The organism is Photobacterium andalusiense (genome assembly GCF_900185625.1).
Taxonomy (GTDB): Bacteria; Pseudomonadota; Gammaproteobacteria; order Enterobacterales; family Vibrionaceae; genus Photobacterium; species Photobacterium aquimaris.
On the sequence record NZ_FYAJ01000011.1, the window covers coordinates 57,344 to 76,144 of the forward strand.

General features: G+C 36.7%; 6 protein-coding genes. All 6 read right to left on the reverse strand.

Annotation, left to right across the window (positions count from 1 at the left end):
* Nucleotides 1-45: 45 nt before the first annotated feature.
* Nucleotides 46-2,748, reverse strand: coding sequence for a hypothetical protein (locus tag PAND9192_RS17690; RefSeq protein ID WP_234999201.1), 2,703 nt, complete (start codon nucleotides 2,746-2,748; stop codon nucleotides 46-48).
* An 86-nt stretch (nucleotides 2,749-2,834) separates the two neighbouring features.
* A complete protein-coding gene (locus PAND9192_RS17695; RefSeq protein ID WP_087854804.1) occupies nucleotides 2,835-3,377 on the reverse strand; it encodes an OmpA family protein in 543 nt (180 codons plus the stop codon).
* 13 nt (nucleotides 3,378-3,390) lie between these two features.
* Nucleotides 3,391-9,933, reverse strand: a complete 6,543-nt coding sequence (locus PAND9192_RS17700; RefSeq protein ID WP_234999202.1) for a hypothetical protein — start codon at nucleotides 9,931-9,933, stop codon at nucleotides 3,391-3,393.
* Between the two features lie 187 nt (nucleotides 9,934-10,120).
* Entirely contained in the window at nucleotides 10,121-13,450 is a 3,330-nt protein-coding gene (locus tag PAND9192_RS17705) for a beta strand repeat-containing protein (RefSeq protein WP_234999204.1), read from the reverse strand.
* 106 nt (nucleotides 13,451-13,556) lie between these two features.
* Entirely contained in the window at nucleotides 13,557-14,039 is a 483-nt protein-coding gene (locus tag PAND9192_RS17710) for a DUF11 domain-containing protein (RefSeq protein ID WP_087854806.1), read from the reverse strand.
* Between the two features lie 394 nt (nucleotides 14,040-14,433).
* Nucleotides 14,434-18,726: a GEVED domain-containing protein gene (locus PAND9192_RS17715; RefSeq protein ID WP_087854807.1), complete on the reverse strand. Its 4,293-nt coding sequence runs from the start codon at nucleotides 18,724-18,726 to the stop codon at nucleotides 14,434-14,436.
* Between the last annotated feature and the right edge of the window lie 75 nt (nucleotides 18,727-18,801).

The window sequence follows — 18,801 nt, forward strand, 5'->3', positions numbered from 1 at the left end:
AAGCAAGGGTTTCCGTCAAAAATAACGAAAAGCTTTAATTAACTACTATCTTTCTATTTTGATACCAAAGGTTAATATTTCTGAATCGCCAGGAATAACAGTTCCTACATTACCTACTATCGCGCCCTGGCTACCATCAGTAATAGGTGTTATGGTGCCTCCAACAGCACTAATGTCAGGTATCGTTCCCGGAATAACTCGAAATGAAGTAAATGCTGGCGCTGCATCGCTTATTTCAACATTCTTCGCATTTTTAACTCCGATATTTTTAGCTTCCAATTGATAAATAACGCACTCATCAGGCTTTGCTAAAATATTAGTGGTTGAAAATGGATTATCAGCTGTACCATCACATCCAACGTCAATTGCTTGTGTTTTAGTGATCGTCATATTCGTACTCGATACCGTTGTTGAATCGGTTAATGTGATCGTTCCACAAGGTACTGTTGCTGTTAGTGTCGTAATGTTAGTGATCCCTTCTGGTGCATTTGGAGGAGACAGCACCTTGATAAAAAATATCTGACTCGCTTTACCTGCAAGAGCAGCAATAGACGTTATCAGTGTATCACCGCTTGATAGCTCCAAGTCATTATCAGTATCTTCATAAATAATCGAAGTAAACCCATCAACATTATTTATCGTTACTAAATTAATATTCGTAATAGGATCATTACTGGTATTACTGATCTTATGCTTGTAAATCGCAACGCCTCCAGCTGCGATTGTCAAACTTGAATCTGACACTAAACCAACACAAAAACCACTATTATCAACAGTAACAGCATCATGTTTAATATCGCTAACACCTGTCGTAGCAGAAACAGCTTTGAAGTAAATTGATTGAGTCGTCGTCGTCGCCGTTTCTGGTACGGTTACATCAGCATAAAAAACAGCAGTTTCATCAGGGGTAACAACAGGAACACCGCTAATTACAACATCATCACTATTTTTAAATTCAACCGCCCAACCTGTAGGCAATACTCCTGAATTAAAATCAGTGCTGCTGTATTCAAATTGATAACTGTCAGGTACACCGGAAGTATTGGTAACATATAATGTAAAGCGGGTTGTTTCTCCAGGAATAACAATATTAGTGGTCACTGGATTGGTTTCAGCACCTGGACCAAAACCACAATTATCACCGACATCATCACAATTCGTTTCTAGGGTTGTTGCCGTCCCTGCACGATAATTATTTGTTAAATCAACGGTACTTGCTTCAATTGTCCCTAATTCATCTTTAACCGTATTAGACACAGCAGTATCATTTGAAGACGTTGCTCGCTTAATAACATCATATGGACCACCACCTGCAATATTAGGTGGTAATGTAGCAATAAGAATCACTTTATAGCCACAATATCCATTTGCATCTGTTACTTGATAAGCACGACATGCCTCCCCTTGTGCAGGAATAATACCCGTATCCGGCTGGTAATCACCATCAGTATCTATTAAAGGAGTTATACCATCACTCTTATATAAGAAAAAGCTGGTACCTGTAGGAAATCTTGAGGTTTCATAAGAGATATTAAATGTATCTTCAGCATTACCAGTATTCCAAATATAGTTAGTAAATGCTACACGCTCACCTTGCTTAGCCGTTGCCACACTAACAACTTCATGATCAATATCATTACTACCATCACAGTTATCATCAGTACCGACATCACAACCACCATTATTAGCAATCACACCATAATTAGGATTAATTCTAAATGGTACAATATTAGTATTAGTTGTTTCTTTCTCTCCAGCATCTACTTGACCTGAATTATCAGCATCATAACCATAAATACCCTGATTATTAAGCGTTGCAGAAGTGATTCCTGTTGCGATCATTACTTCAAATGATATTGTCGCTGATGCACCTGAATCTAACCCATCCATTGTAAATTCAACTTCATCTTGAAGTGTACATCCAGTATTAGGCGCAATACAGGTAGTAAAATTCAAGTCGGCGCTACCATCAGTACCACTCCCCGCACCAGTGTTACCACTTACAGTTAATTCAGTGCCCGAAACACTCCAATTAACAGCACCATTAAACTTCATTCCTTCAGGTAAGATATCTTTTAAAATCACACCATTCGTATTTGCTACATCCATATTACTTACGCCAACATTGGTATAAGTAAAAGTAACAACATAAGGCCCACTAGGTGAAGCACCATTATCAGCACTCATTGCCTTAGTCATTTCAATAATGGGTAAATTAGTGACCGTGACTGTATCGGTATTTGTTTGGCTACTAACACCGCTACTATCAACAGGAAGACCATCAACAACAGCACCTTGACTGGTTGCTGTAATAGTTAATGAATCAGTATCACCGCTAGTTACAGCAGCATCAATATCAGCCACAATAACAAATGAGAAAGTTTCATTTGGTGCTAATGGACCAATAATTGTGGTTCCCGAAACGATAGCATCGGCAGCATCAGCAACACCGTCTTTCGGGTTCATATCCGGATAGATGGTACCACCACTAATCACTGTTGCAGGATAACCGATATCTAATAGATAGGTATCGGTTACATTACCGGTATTCGTTAAAACATGAGTAAATGTCACTTGTCCATCAGGTGCACCACGTTTTGATTGATCTGTGGTTAACGTCATTGCTACTACAGGTTGCACTAAAGTCTCAACCAAATTAGAGGTTGTACTTCGATCTATACCAGCACTATCACGATATGTTGCCCCTGCTTGGTTTTTAATTACCGTACCCGAATCAGTTAATGCCATAGCATAGCAACTAAACCAAAGCGTAATGGTTATAAAAAATTTAAGAAGTAACCTGTAGAAAACATTCATATGACGATCCTCGCCTATTATAAGCTATTTACTTTATTCATAATGAGAGGCTCTGACGGCAAAGCCAACTTATTAAAATAAATATCCACTGGATTATGCTTGGCATCGAGTAATATAAGCTGCGTTCGACGATTAGCTCTATTCTTTTGTTTATCATTTGTATTAATAAATAACTCATTTTCACCAGTACCAATTAATACTAATCGTGACCTTGCAATTCCCTGTCCTTGAAGATATTGACTTACCGCGGTCGCTCGGCGTAATGAAAGTGCATCATTATATTCAAACGAACCCTCAGGATCTGTTGATCCAATAACAGCAAGATTAAACGATGAATATTCTTTTAATACTTTAACGGTTTGATTAAGTTTTATTTCTTCTGCTTCAGTTATATTCGACTGATTAAAATCAAAATTAATAACACTTGGCCAAAATGATGATTTAACCTTCGGCTGCTCTTTATAGCAAGCCCATTTACCATAATCAGCATATATTGCATTATCACTCACACAACCACTTAAAAAGGCACATCCAAGCAATAAAAATAGTATAACTTTCATTATTTATTTACCTCTATTCACTCAACCAGCCAAACAAGCCTTCATCAAGTTTGAACATCATGTTGAAATAAAAACCTTGCAGGTTGTAGCCTTGCGGATCGAGATCGCTATCATCAAAGCCAATCGCGTTATAACCGATACCTGCACGTAAATTTTTCATCACTAGATAATTAAGACCTAAACCGTATGAATAACGACGGCTACTTAGTCCATCTGTACCTAACACACCGGCATGAAAATCAACATCCCAGCGACGATTAATATAATAAATCACTCGTCCATCAATAATCGTTGATACTGAATTATAGTGTTGATCATAATCAGTATAATCTTCCCACTTAAGACCTAAACGCCCTGATAACAACCAATCTTCAGAAGGCTGATAATTTTGATGTGTCGATAAAATATGAGCAGTACGTTTTATATCATTACGATCAACCTTCCACTCATAAGCACCCAACATATTATATTGATTGGTTAGACGTGGACGATAAGCAACACCAACACTTAAATGATTATTCCAATTATTAATAGAGGCTGCATTATCAATATAACGATATTCTTCTCGAACTAAGGCGCTCCAATCTTGACTTAAACGTGTTACCCATGCGCCCAAAATACCGTAATAGTCTTGATCATCACCATGACGATATTCAATTCTACCCGTAGTTTTATAATTCGGGTTTCGAACATCCGCAACACCTAATGAAACAGCCACACCCGATGTACCCTCACCTTTAATTACTTCAATATATTCAGCCGAAGGATCAATACTAATACCCGGTATTATTTCAAACTTACCTCTATATCCATTTGCAACTTCTAATATACGACCATCAGAAGCACCACGTTGGCGGAACTCACTAAAGGTGCTACCACCATGTAGCCAGTCAACATCAATACCAGCTGTCAATAAGCTCGTTGTACCACTACCTAAATTACTGATACCACTAATTGAATCGATATATTCATATTGGGCATACAAGTTAGCTTGTTTATGTATATTCCAATCTGCTTTAATATTAAAACGCCGTTGCTCATTATTTTTAAAGCTCTGCTCATATTCGCTATCAATACGTCCAGCTCGATTAAATAAATTAAAGCTACGCCCTAATCCAATAATAGCTGTTGTATATTGCTCAGTATTACCGTCACTAGTTTCATTTTTAATATAACGAGAACCTAAACGGGTTGACCACGCACTACCAAATAATTTGGTATCGATAGTTGCGCCAACGGATTGCTGCTTTTCATCTGTAATTAAAGATTCAGAGTGATTCGCTTCAATATTTAAATTAGTTAAGCCAATTAATTTCTGACGATGACGTAAGCGAATTTCTTGACGAGCAGGTGTCACACCACCAGTTGTATTAGTAAAGCCTTCCTGAGCATAGGCATATTCAATTTCAGTTTGGGTTGAGTCACTCCAATCACGCTTTAAGCGTAACTTAACAGCAGTCCCGTTTTTCAATTTATTGCCAGCAATAGATGACGTTGTTACCGTATTGGCACTTTCACTGCCCTCATGAGACATAGTTGCAACAGATGCGGTTAACTGCGTTTGACTATCAATAGTATAATTAACCCAAACACTACCAAGATCATATCCTTCGAGCTCATGATCGTTATATTCATAACTAATACCGGCGGCTAAATATGGCGTGAATAAATAAGATAACCGACCACCAGCAATAGTATATGCTTCACCATTATCATCCACATCATAAGCAACACGTACTTTAATTGGATTTAGCTCATCATCGAAGCTTGGTACCACACGGCTAAATTGAACATCACCGGTAAAGTAATCAATGGTGTAATCAATATAACGCGTTAAATTCTGCTCTTTTAATACTAAGCCAAGATTATTTCTATCATAAGTGACTAGACTAATCGTTTCAGTATGACGAACAATACGTTTATCACCAATGTTATAAAACATAGCGGTACCATTACCGTTAAACTCTATAACTTTATGAAGATCTTCAGGACGAGCAGCGTATAATTGCGCAGTAAATTTACCATCATTATACATACCATTAAAACCATTTAGCGTTTGACTGGTTATACCCAAATCAGCTCTATCAGCACCCTCACTAGTTATATAATCACCCCACATAATAAAGTGACGTTCTCTTTCTAACTTCGCAAACCACTTACTGGTGCTTCTTGCATCATAACCTCGAATACTTGCATCACCTGGCGTTGGATAATAACTATCAGGGGCTATTTCACGTAAGTATTCTTCATCTGATTTATCACTATCATAACTTAATGTTAAATGAGCTCCGCCCTTAACATTACCTTTAATGAATAATGCAGCACGCTCTTTATCAGTGTAGCTCTTATCTTCATAGCCTTCCGCTTGACGCGATGGTGCTTCACCACTCATGCGCCCATAACGACCGGTATATTCAATCAGCCCTGAAACAAATAATGGTCGTTGAGCAGCAACTTGATAAACTTTTAACGTATCAGAAAAGTTATCAAGCTCAGCCTTCACATTAATTTGGCCAGTAATATCTGAACTACGTAAATAAACCGTTTTTTCACCATTAATAATACGTACCTGATGACCTGTTTCTTCTTTTTGAATATCTGGGTCTAACCAAATATTACCTTTATCAGAACTTAATGTCGCAAAGTAGGTACCTCTTGCTAACTTACCATTCTCATCGAATAATTTAAGTTTAATCGGTAATACTGACCGACCACCATCAGCTTTAAGTACTTCACCACTGGTTGCTAAATTAATACGATCAGCTGATTTAGGATGAGAAAATATCTTCGTTAATAATGTACGCTCATTACCAAAACCATCTTCTGCTTTAACTTCAACAAGATTATCACCTGGCTCTAAATCAACACCATACCAACCTACTATTTGTGCTTTTTTCTCCTTATTAATAATGCGCTCACCTACACGATCATTGCCAATTTTTTCTCCGTTCACAAATAACTGAGGTAACACACTAGCGTTAACGACCACAATAAATCGCCCATGATAGCTATAATCATTTTTTGGCCAATACCAAGTACCTTTGTTCGCTTCAGCTGCTGTAATATTCATAGCCTCTTTTTCAGGTAAAGGAATAATATCGGCTAATTGATTATCAATTGTCAGGCGAGACTTATACGGGATATTGTTATAAACCGTAGGTGTAATTGAGGTCGAGATTTTTTTATCCGCAAGCTTTTGCTTTAATATAACCAAGCTATCCTGATTATGAGAGAAACCTATTTTTAAAGCTGCATTACCTTCTTCTAATGGATAAATATACGCTTCATCTTTAATATCAGTAGGCAGTAACTTATAAAACTCTCTAATATTATCTAACTTACCTTGTTTATATTCCAATGCATAACCACTGTATTTATATAACATTGATGTTGATAATTTATCTGTTTGACGATTTTCTTTATTATTAGAACGAGGTCCACTAACAATACCTGATGTTAATTCATCAGCTTTTGGTAACGATGTTTTATTGGTTAACCCTTGGAATCTTTCTGCGGTATCAAATAGCCAATCACCATTGATATTATTATTGCGACCTTGTAATTCTGCATAAATTGCTTGTTGATCATCTGTTGGACAAGGTGCAGAAAAATCAGCTTTATGGTATTCACCACGTCTTAAATCAACAAACCTAGAATCACCAATTCCTGCATTGCGAGTATCAATAGGCGCTAACTCAATTCCTGCTGGTAATGTTTGCTTATCAACTTTAAGGACATGATTACCCGGTTTAATACCAAACATTGAATACTGACCATTTTCATCAGTAATAACATAATCACCAGTTTCTAGATATATTTTAACCCCGCCTATTGGCCACACACTATTTTTAACGGCATCACTGCATTGCGCATCAACATATACTTTACCAAAAATAATGCCTCGCTCAGACATGACACCTGTTTGGCTTATTCCTAATTGATACTTAGCAACATTTGAAATAATCGGAAAACCATTGTCATTAGCAGTTATCGTGCTACTTGTTGCTAATGAATGTGCAATTGCTGAAGCTGAATTAATACCATCAGAATCCACAGCACCTGCAGTTAATTGCAATACATAAGTAATAACATACAGGCCATTTTCAGGGGCAACAGTACTTCCTTTTACATCTCCAATATTAAATTGTATTGTTGATGTACCCATTTTTTCAGGATCAGCTAGAGGTGCATCATTTAAACGCGCACTACCTGCAATATATTTAAATCCATAAGGAAGCTCATCAATCACACGAGTATTATATACCGTTGATTCTGGTAAATTGTTTCTTAATGTTAAAGTATATTTAACGAACTCACCGATTTCAGCCGTTTCTTTATCTGCATCTTTTTGTAAAGTAAGTGCCTGCTCTATATTAGCGGGATCTAATGGAATATCAAAAATAGCGTTAGTTATACCATTAGGATCTAATGATGTTCTTGATAACCCAGAATAAATTGGTAATCCATTCGTACCGTCAATTGAGAATAAACCTGAATTTTCAATACCAGAGTAACCGTTAATACCGTAAGATGGCGCGCCAACATAATGAGTATTAAAAACTGTTGGATCAGTATATTTTGTTGCCCATATATAATTATCTGTTGGTGTTACTTTAATAAAGTAATTCTCTCCTTGTGGTAATTTAGGAAAAAGAACCTTACCGTTAGCATCTGATGTATGTGTGCTAACTAATGTTTCTACACCATTATTTAATTGATAAAATTCAATAATATTTCCAGGTAATCCTGAAATATTAAAGCCATCAGCATCAGTCAAAAAGTGAGTTGCATCAAAAACAGTAAATTGAGGACTGACAATAGCTGTGGTACTCAATACAGGTAATGATGCAGTATTTCGATTAAACACTGACACAGTTAACATATCGTTGGGTTGTGCTTCAATGCGACAATTTTCAAATGGCTCATTATTTAAACCATTTGCAGTTAAGTTAATATAATCATTCACCTTATCTTGAATTTCTTGATTATTACCAGTTAAATCAAATTGATCACACTGTTGATCATCATTACGTGTACGTGGAGTATCTCCCTCTGGAGTTACAGCCCAAATCGGCGTAACACTTCTAAAAATACCGGACTCTGGAGATGTTTCAACAAACACCCAATTAACATTATCACCAAATCCTGATGATAACGTAACGGGGAAAGCAGAATCCTTCGATCCAATAATATCAATACCGTTAGTCTGATTCGCTGGTGAATATTGAAAGCTCACATACACTGCATCTTCTTTATTATCAAAGTTCGGCGCATTTTGCAGATAATAAAAGCCTGTTGGCGTAAAATCTTCACCATTATCATAATCGACAGGCGTCTTAGTAATTGTTTCAAAGAAAATATCCTTATTATCACCTTGTAAAACAATCGCATCTAATGTGTTACATTGTTCATTACTTTCAACTTTCAGTGAATTATCAGCAAATAATTCAACACTTGCTTGACTATAAATTTTAAATGGCTCTGATGCCGAAATATCATTGATTATTGAATAATAGCTAAAGTGTCCACTAGTATTAGGACCCATATAACTCGGTTTAACTAAAAATCCCATTTGTTCAACAATGCCTTTGCCATCCCAAATAGAATAATCTATCCATTTTAACAATCGACTATCACCACCACTAATAACATCGTTATATAATCCAACCAACACAATGCCGCCATCAAACATTGATACACTTGCTGGAATAATAGACCTTGGTGAATAATCTTGTGCGGGCTCACCATTGATGCGCTTATCTGGTTGAATAGTCACATTTGCTGGTAAATCAACAGTAATTAATATACCAGAGTGGCTAACTTCAATTAATTCTGTACCACCATCACTAATATAAAATGAATAAGGTTCAGTTGCGGCTTCTGGGCGAGAAGTTCCCACACTGTCATAATTAACGTGATATTTAATCTCATCACCTGTCGTTACAGGTGATTGACAAACAGGATCTGATAAAATAGATAGATTAACCGCTGGTCCTTCTCGAAGAATAACTTCCATCTCGTTTTTACGAGTTAATTCGGGGGCACCTACAGATTGGGAATTAAATACAAATAAGTAATTATCATTATCAATAGCTGTTGATGGAACACTGACAACAAAAGTTAATTGTAAAAACTCACCAGGCTTTAATTCTGGCGTAATATAATTACCATCACTATCAGTTTCTAATTCCAGTGCTCTTTCACCAAAATTATTTAAACCATCACCGTTAGGATCATAGAAAATTTTAATGCGATTATCCGTAGTATAAAGATCACCACTATCACCCGATATATTACTTACAGATAAAATATATTTATCTTTTATATTACCGGTATTTTCTAATGTCTCAGGAAATGTGACTCGACTACCGGCAGAAGCATAACGAATAGATTCAGGTAATATTGTATTATCATCTTCCGGTGTGAGCGCATAATTATATAGCACGCCAATATTTACAGACGCGTAATTAGATAAAACAGTAACTGTTTCACCTCGCTCAGTATTAAAATATTGCATCTCTGCTTGATTTAATATTTTTGTACCTGCACTCGTCATAGAAAACGCATATGAACTTATACATAATAAAATGAATATAATAAAAGCTTTCATTTTAAACATTAAATTTAAGAGTGCCATAAGCGCTCTCCACTGGCTAATAATTCAAAGATAGATAGGCTTATTAAACTTGTTTTTTTAAGCAAGCTTAATAAGCCTCCCTAATAAAAGGAAGGCTTGATTTTATTTATTTAACTTTAACAATAAATTGACCAACAGCTTTATCACCCGCGGTTAATGTGCCAACATTAAATGTCACATCATTACCTACTAATGAATCAGTAATACTGCCACCAGTTGTACCGATAGTCGAATTACATAAAGCACCAATATCTTCGTCTGCTAGCGCATAATCAGCATCAGGGAAGAACTTAATAGTGGTCGTATCTAATGTGTTAAGACACTTACTAAGTCCACCAAGAACACCACCAACAGTTACAAAATCAGTATACTCAGTAAGTTGATCAGAGATGACTGTATTCATTGCATCTGTAGTACCTTGGTTCCAAGCAACTAACTTCCAAATAATACAGTGACCAGGCTCAACACCTTCAATCTGTACTTTAAATGACTTAGGTGTATTTGGCGTACCATCACAGTCACTATCAAGTGCTGCATACTTAGACAGACGAACCATACCATCAACAATTTCAGTTGAATCTTTAGCATCAACAGCTAAACCAGAACCACCCGTTGTTACAGCATTAATGGTTGTTTGGTTAACTAAACCAGCACCAGCACTATTTGGTGTTAATACTTTCACATCCAGTGGAATTTCTTCACCAGGATTTAAAGTAAATTCAGGAGTAGTATCTGTTGCATCATCACAAGTAACAGGAATAGTTAGTATAGTTACACCATCAGGTTGTAACACATCAATACTTCCTGCAGCAAACGCATCAGCACAAATATTACCTAACTCAGTGTCAGGACTACCATTACCATCAGTATCAATACGAATAGTATTAGTAAAGTCTGGCTTATTATTACTAGATGTAATTTCAATAACTTCTACAGTGTTACCTGTATTCGTTAGCTTATGTTGATAATTTGCAGTACCACCTGCTTGAACTTGATTCGTCAAGGCTGGAGGGGTAATAGAGATTGCCGCTAATGATTCAACATCAATGGACTCTACCTTACGATCTTTAGCACCCGTTGATGCTGACTCAACAACGATTGAAATAATATAGTCTTTATCACCATCAAGTGTATCACTACCGTCAATGGCATTTGCTTGATTACTATCAGCTAAAGCTTGAACAGCATCTGTAGGAACTTGAATTTTTGCAACAACAAGTTGAACAGAATTTGCAGGTAGTGTTGCCGTTGCTGTTATCTCTGTATTAGTTGCAGCAGCAATGACTGAACCATCAAGACCACTTGTAATACCACCATCATAAAACTTCACTGACCAACCTGTTGGTAGTAACGGATTCCATGAGGTTGTCGTTGTATTATAACTACCCTCAGCCGCTAAGCTAAATGAATCACCAGTACCACCTTTATTAGCGATATAAATATTAGCATCAACAATACTACCTAGAGCAACGTTATCAAATGCAGTTGCAATATCAGCATTAGTGAAACCATCACTTACATCAACAGGATGGACATTTGCAGCAGGGTCAGGAGTCATATCAGCAGGAATAAATGGACGGTTTGCCACATCGACTGTAGGCCCAGTAATAGCACCTAAGCTTTCTGTTTTATCATCCGTCTTACTAGGATCACCATCTGATGTTGCTGATACTTTCAAGGTTGATTCTGTCGCTTTTTCACCACCATCAGCTGGTAGCTTAGCAACAACTTGAATTAATTTCTGGTTACACTTAATGGTGAAACCATACTGTGTAGTATCAGCATCGGTACATGTTGATGCAGGAATAGATCCTGTATCATCAATGCTATCACTTGGTACTGAGGTATCAAGTAATTTAGCTGTTCCGGTAGCATTCCAATATTCAACAACAGTGTCAGTAGGGAACGTACTCGTTCCAGTATCATAACTTAAGTTAAAGGTATCGGCTTTATTACCATTGTTAGTTACAATATTAAAGAAGACAACATTACTACCCGCTGCTGCGGTATCTACTCTTTGAATATCATTTGCTGTAGAGTCTTCATCACCACCACCATTACCAGTGAAATCACCGTTATGATCTATACCGGTATCGCTAATAGTCACCCCATATTTCGTTTCAGAATCTGTTTTGGTTTTATTAGAGGTATCAGGCCCTTTTGTTAAAGGATCTGGATCATTACATTCACCAGGACCATCATACGCACCATCCCCATCTAAATCAGCACAGGCATATGCAGTATTAGAAAACTCTGTATCACCAGATGTTGTCTCTGGCGAATAAGCAACATAAAACGTCATCGATATAGAACTGCTTGGTGGTAATGACTTATCAATAGCATAAACACCAGCAATGCCTGTATCAGTCGTGGTTCCATTGCCATTAAGATCTAAACCACCATCAAGAGCTGCTTCTCCATTATCTGTTGCGCTAGAATCTTGGTCTAAATCAACACCATGTGATGCCTCATCAGTTAAATCATCTGCAGTAGTAATAGGAGTATCACCATTAATCGTTAATAAACCATCACTGGTTGGATTATACGTACTGCCGGTACTTGTTTTAACAAGCACTGTACCTTCAGGCACACCATCAAATAAAGTCAGATCCTCTGCCGCTTTATTACCAGTGTTATTAGCATCAATCTCATAACGAATTAAATTGACGGGTAGATCAGTCGCAGGATCACCATCAATGTCAATCCCTAAACTAGTCTCCGTTCCCATACCATTTAATGCGGTTGCTTTTTTATTAATATTAACAACTGCATCACCAGTAACTCGAATTAAATCGGCATTGGTATCATCTGCACTATCATTATTGTCACCAATATCGGTAACCTTATTAATAACAGCAGCACCAGTACCTTCATACGCTTTTGCTGTTAATAGAACACCAATAGTATCATCATCTAATGCTGTAACAGGAACTGCAGCCACTAAGACTAAGTCAATCGATTCACCTGGATTCAAGGTAATTTCAACACCATCAGCTAATAATGGCTCACCGGTATCAGCCGTACCAAACCCATCTTCATCGTTGTACATTAAGATACTATCAGCATCAATTGTATCTGTACCACGACTATCACCTGCGGGTAAACCTTGAGCATAATTTAATATGTATGTATCAATACCATTACCTGTATTGGTTAAGGTATGAGCTAAATTCACGGCTTGACCTGGAGCAGCCGTTTTATTTCTATCTTGTTCTAATGTCGCGCTATATATTTGAGCAACAATAACGGTGGCTTCGTTTGAAGAAGCGCTATAAGGGTTTTCATATTCATCTTCGTAGTTAACAGTGGCTTGGTTATTAATTTTTGTTCCAGCGAGAGTAGTAGCTGCAAGGGCTTGGCTAGTAATAGTACTTGCGCCTACCGTTATGAGTCCCGCTGCAACCCATCGACATATAGGTTTTAAATGCGTATTCATAAAGTGGTTACCTTTTATAGGTCATTAAGTTAATTTACGATAATGTAGCTAGACCCTTGCAAATTGCATGGGATATAATTTTTTCACTATCGCTTATAAATAATTACTACTTAACTTCAATACGATATGTGAAAATTTGTTGCTCTTTGGCAGTAATTGGTACACTTGGCATCCAACGAATAGCGGTATATTTTTCAGGTGGAATAATAACTTCAACTTCTTTTCCATCCTTCATTACCATTCGTTTTACCGGCTCTGGTTCAAACGTTTTTCCTCCATCAATACTTACAACGAAATCAGACTTAACCTTGGTGTTATTCGTACCGGAAACAAAAAATGTGTTTTGCGGAATAGGACCTGTTATAACCAGGTTTTTTAATGGTTTTTCAGTATTATTAGTATATGTTAATTGATATTCGAGTTTATCTTTTGGTACAACTTCCTCTGCAGGTTTTAAATTTTCTTTACCATCTTTATCTGTCACTACAAGATAAGCATCCATTTGACTTAATAGTGGTTCCATTTTTTCGGCATAAACCGAGAATGACATCACCAAACTTGTAAAAATAATCAGTAATAAATTCTTCACAATACACCTCGTCCTTTTTAATTAATATTGCAGAACATTTAATGCTATTTATATGCCAACTTTAAATCCTTGATTAATCCATCTACATCAGTGTTTTTTATTGATTTATTGCATAATGCTAATTGTTAAATTTGCAAAGTAATAATTCCCATCAAAATAAAAAATTAGTTAATAGTATTAAAATTAAAAAATCAAACAAATAATATAAACTTCACATATCAAGACAATTTATTATATTTAATAACTACAATTACATTTAACAACTGCACTCATAAACATTTAACTTATATTTATTTCGACTATATACTTAATATAAAAATGACAGGGGTAACTTAATGTAATTTATAATTCTTACCTAAATTCATATGCAATCTAACATTATAAATATAGATAATTACTTCACTTTAACTTGATAAGTAACATACCCACTTTCTCCTGGTTTTAATGAACCATTTAATACCCATTCAATCGAGCCGCTATACCCGATATTATTTGTTCCATTAGTCGTATTTATTTGAGAACAAGTTAACGAAGAAGGTAATAATGCAGCAGAAGGTAAACAACTAATGATTGACGATAATAAAGTCGCATTAGGAGTCGTATCATAAAACCTTATATTATCAATTGGATTTGAGCCATTATTCTTAAACAAAATCTTATATTCTAGAATATCTTTAGGCTTTGCCGTATTAGCATACGTTACATCAGAACCATCACTGATATTCTGAACCGTTTTTTCTATTTCAAGATCGCCAGATGCCATAAACATGATTCTTATTCGATCATTATCAGTCAATTGACGCGTAATAGCAGAACTATCAAATGTCACGTCTGCTTGTAATTGGTAGACGTATTCAGTCTGAAATGGTAAATAATCTGGCATTAATATTTTAATAATAAGACATATTTCAGCATTAACATCAGCACTCATTACCAACGAACTCAACACAACAGCATCAGTAGGCGGATCAAGTTCACCATTACAATTTATATCTCGAAATAGAATATGACGCCAAGAAGACATTGCAGGATATGAATTAGCATTACTTATTGAAAAGGTAACATTCCCGGTCGTATTTAAGGTGAATTTATGGGTATTAAATATAGGTAACCCGAGCTGTGCTTCAATATAATTATCAGGTGCGAGCGTTGGCTCTTGCACTTTACCAAAATCTAAATGATTTAAAATATCGCCAGCAGTGGCATTTATTAGCATTTCATTATCTGTTAACGATATATTAGTCACTTTTCCTATTAAGTCTAAGGTTGGATCAGTTACATCACTTTCAGATATATCGATCCATTTAGCTTGCGAAACAACAACCAATCGAATGTCTTTTTCAGATAAATCAACAGGGATCGTTAATGTAAAAGACCCATCGCCTGCTGTGATAGTGCGATCAATTTCTTGGCCTGAAGTAAACCCTGAGATTGCAACATCATCATAAATCGCTTTTACAATAAAACCGTGTAACCCTTTTTCATCACCCGCTTGAATACCATTGTGGGCAACTGTCGCACCTTTGCCATTATCTTCAAACACTTTACCATTAAGAGTGATGTCCATATCAACAGGTACATTGGCACTAAATTCAGAGGTATCTTGTAATACACCTAATCCACCAGCAACAACACGATGAGCAATAACGGTAATTTCATCTCCATTTTCTAAACCAGATATTGCTGTCACATTATTAAGAGTAGAACCGACAACACCAGAAATACTGTAAAGATAAGTTTCACCTTCACCCGCGTATTTACCGTCACTGCCTTGATCCCCTGTACCTGCATTGACTTTATACACTTCAAAGATAAATTCTCCGGTACCACAGATCCGTCCCGTTAGCGTTAAATTAGTACCATCATAAACGGCGGTTTCTATTTCAGGACGGGCAAGATTATTGTTTGCACCTGCCCCGGTATTGTTATTACACAAGTCATTATTTAAAGAAACGCCATCACCAGTAATACCATTTTGCAAATCTATCGCGTTAGATTGATTATAACTAAAGCTATTTTTAGTGATTAAATAACCATTAACGTTACTGTTTCCATCAATGGAGACCCCAGAAGCGCCATTATTATGTAAAACGTTACACTCAATAGCCGAATGGCGACCACTTTGATAATGGATCCCATTTCCCGTTGCATTTTGAATATCATTACTCACAATGGTTTGAAAAAGATCCACATTTGATGTCAAACGTTGATAGATCCCATCACCTGTCGCTTCTCGTAATACATTACCTTGAATATTCACATAACTTGGAATACCCCTTTCTATCACGATATTATGATAAGGTGTTGCTGCAGTAGAGGTTGTTCCTAATAACTGATTATGAATAATTTGCCAATTTACCGTATTAGATTGTGCCGTTAAATTATTCAGCGAAATATTATTATGAGCGGTTTTAATAGCATTGTTGCGAATGACGCCACTGTCTCCACTTAATGAACCATTACCAGAATGTGCTATGGCAATCCCCGCACAACCTAATGATGTTCCACAAGAGTCTTGTCCAATCACATCATCATTACCCGCAGGATCGATACCAATTAAATTATTCTCAATTAATGTATCGGTAATATTAGCGGAATAAACATTAATGCCAAGTGAGCCTCCAGTTAGAGAGACATTTTTCACCGTAGTATGATCCGCATTTATAGTTAATAACTCTGCACTATAAGGACTACTACTGGTAACCATATCTATTTGCAATTCAGGTTTTGCTAATGCCAAAATGGTTTCAAGACTGCAACCTAGATCGCTCCCCACCGTTTGTACTGAAGAATAATTTCCGGTATTAGAATCAACAACAGTAACACCATCAGCATAACTGTATGCCATACCATCAATGGTTGTATTCTCGCCATTAGTTCCGGTGATTGTTGTTAATGATGTGGTCGGATTTATTACCCACCAATCACCACTTACATCTGTATCGTTAGCAGGTACAGCGGGTACAAATCGCATACTATTAGCACCCGCAATGACATTGGCATTAATTATAAATTGATTTAGTGAACCTTGTGCTAACGTATTGGTATTTGTCACAACATTATAAGAAAAGCCAAAATCAAGATTATTGACTGCAGTAGAATTGGCTGAGAATTCAATGCGAGAGATATGTTCACGCAATGACAAATTGGCATTACTATTATTATTTGTTCTATTACCATCCCAACCACCGAAACAAGCACCTGTGGTATTAATCGGTATAACGTCAGCAACAGCATCGCCATTAGCATCACAATAACTGGTTACAAAGGTGCCATTTACATTATCGGTTAATGTTGTGGTATAAGTTTGTTCTGCTATTGCACCACCTACTGTCGGCGGATTGGGCGAGACAAAATAGGTGATCCCTGGAATTTGTAGGAAAGAATAATAGCCATTAACATCGGTTGTGGTAGAAAAACTTGGAGTACCATCAGCAGCATTAGGTATACCATCGCCATCATCGGTATAAACATAAACGTTAACACCACTAACACCGACTTTATCACTAAGATCGCTGTCGCCATTAACATCATCGTAAACATAACCTGTAATATCAACACAGCCAACACAGGTTTGATAATCTTCAATTTCACCCGGATTATTTAATGCTCCTAACGAGCGAGTATCTTCATCACTGCCTGTTGCGGTGATTGTAATTAACGATGAACTAATACGAACACGAGAAAAATAATAGCCATTAGCGGTTAAATCGGCCAATGAGTTCCATGTTAATGTTTGAGATACATTATTGGTACCCGTTGGAACAACATATGCGCCTCCTGTACCTGTACCATTGGTAATTAATTCATCGACATCAAAAGTACCGCTATTATCAAAATCAAACCATGCATATAAATACGCATTCGCGCCTGAATTATTAGTGACATTCGCTGTTATTGAATAACTGGTATCAATGTAACGCACACTAGGATATGTCACGCCATCTTCATCATCAGCGGCAACACCATAATAAGAGCTTCCGCCATTAACATCATCGGCAGTAGCATTTGTATTTTGAAGACCAGTACCATCATCATCAGGAATATTATTACCTAAATAGACGGTATGTTGACTTTTTAAAGCGCGATGTGAAGGGCCATTATCACTTTGACGGGTGCGATAATTATTTAATCCCGTACCATTAGATCCATCAGGGGCATCACCATAATCTTGAATATACGGCTCAAAGTAGACATCCATTCGTCCCCATGCTTCACCTTTTCCTCCTACCTTCACATTCGCACTTACCGTAAATGTTGATCCTAATGGTCTCACATCTCGATTAGGTGTTATCTGATGATTCGAGCCCGTCTCACAGCTTCCTCCTGCATTATGACCACCATTTACAGCATAATTAATCCCATTAGGAAAATAAAATGTCGCACGATCATCTGCATTTAATGTTCTAATCGTACCGTGATCAACATTGACATCCCCTAAATAAAAACTTGAAGAACCAGAATGATTTGCACACCCACCGCCAGCATCTAAATAATTATCACCGTTTCGTCCAGCAAAAACTCGCATACAATATAAAATACCGCTCGGCGTACATCTTTCAAATCGACCGTCTGAAAATCCTGTATTGCTGGTTACCCGTGGTTCTTCGGCTTTGGTCAAAGCTGTTAAAAATAGACATAAAAATAAAAGGGCATTACGAATAAATTTGTTATTTAATCTATCCATAACACCTCCATATTTAATTAATGCATAAAAAGACTATCCAGTTATTTATTAAAGACCTCTTTTTGATTCTCATTT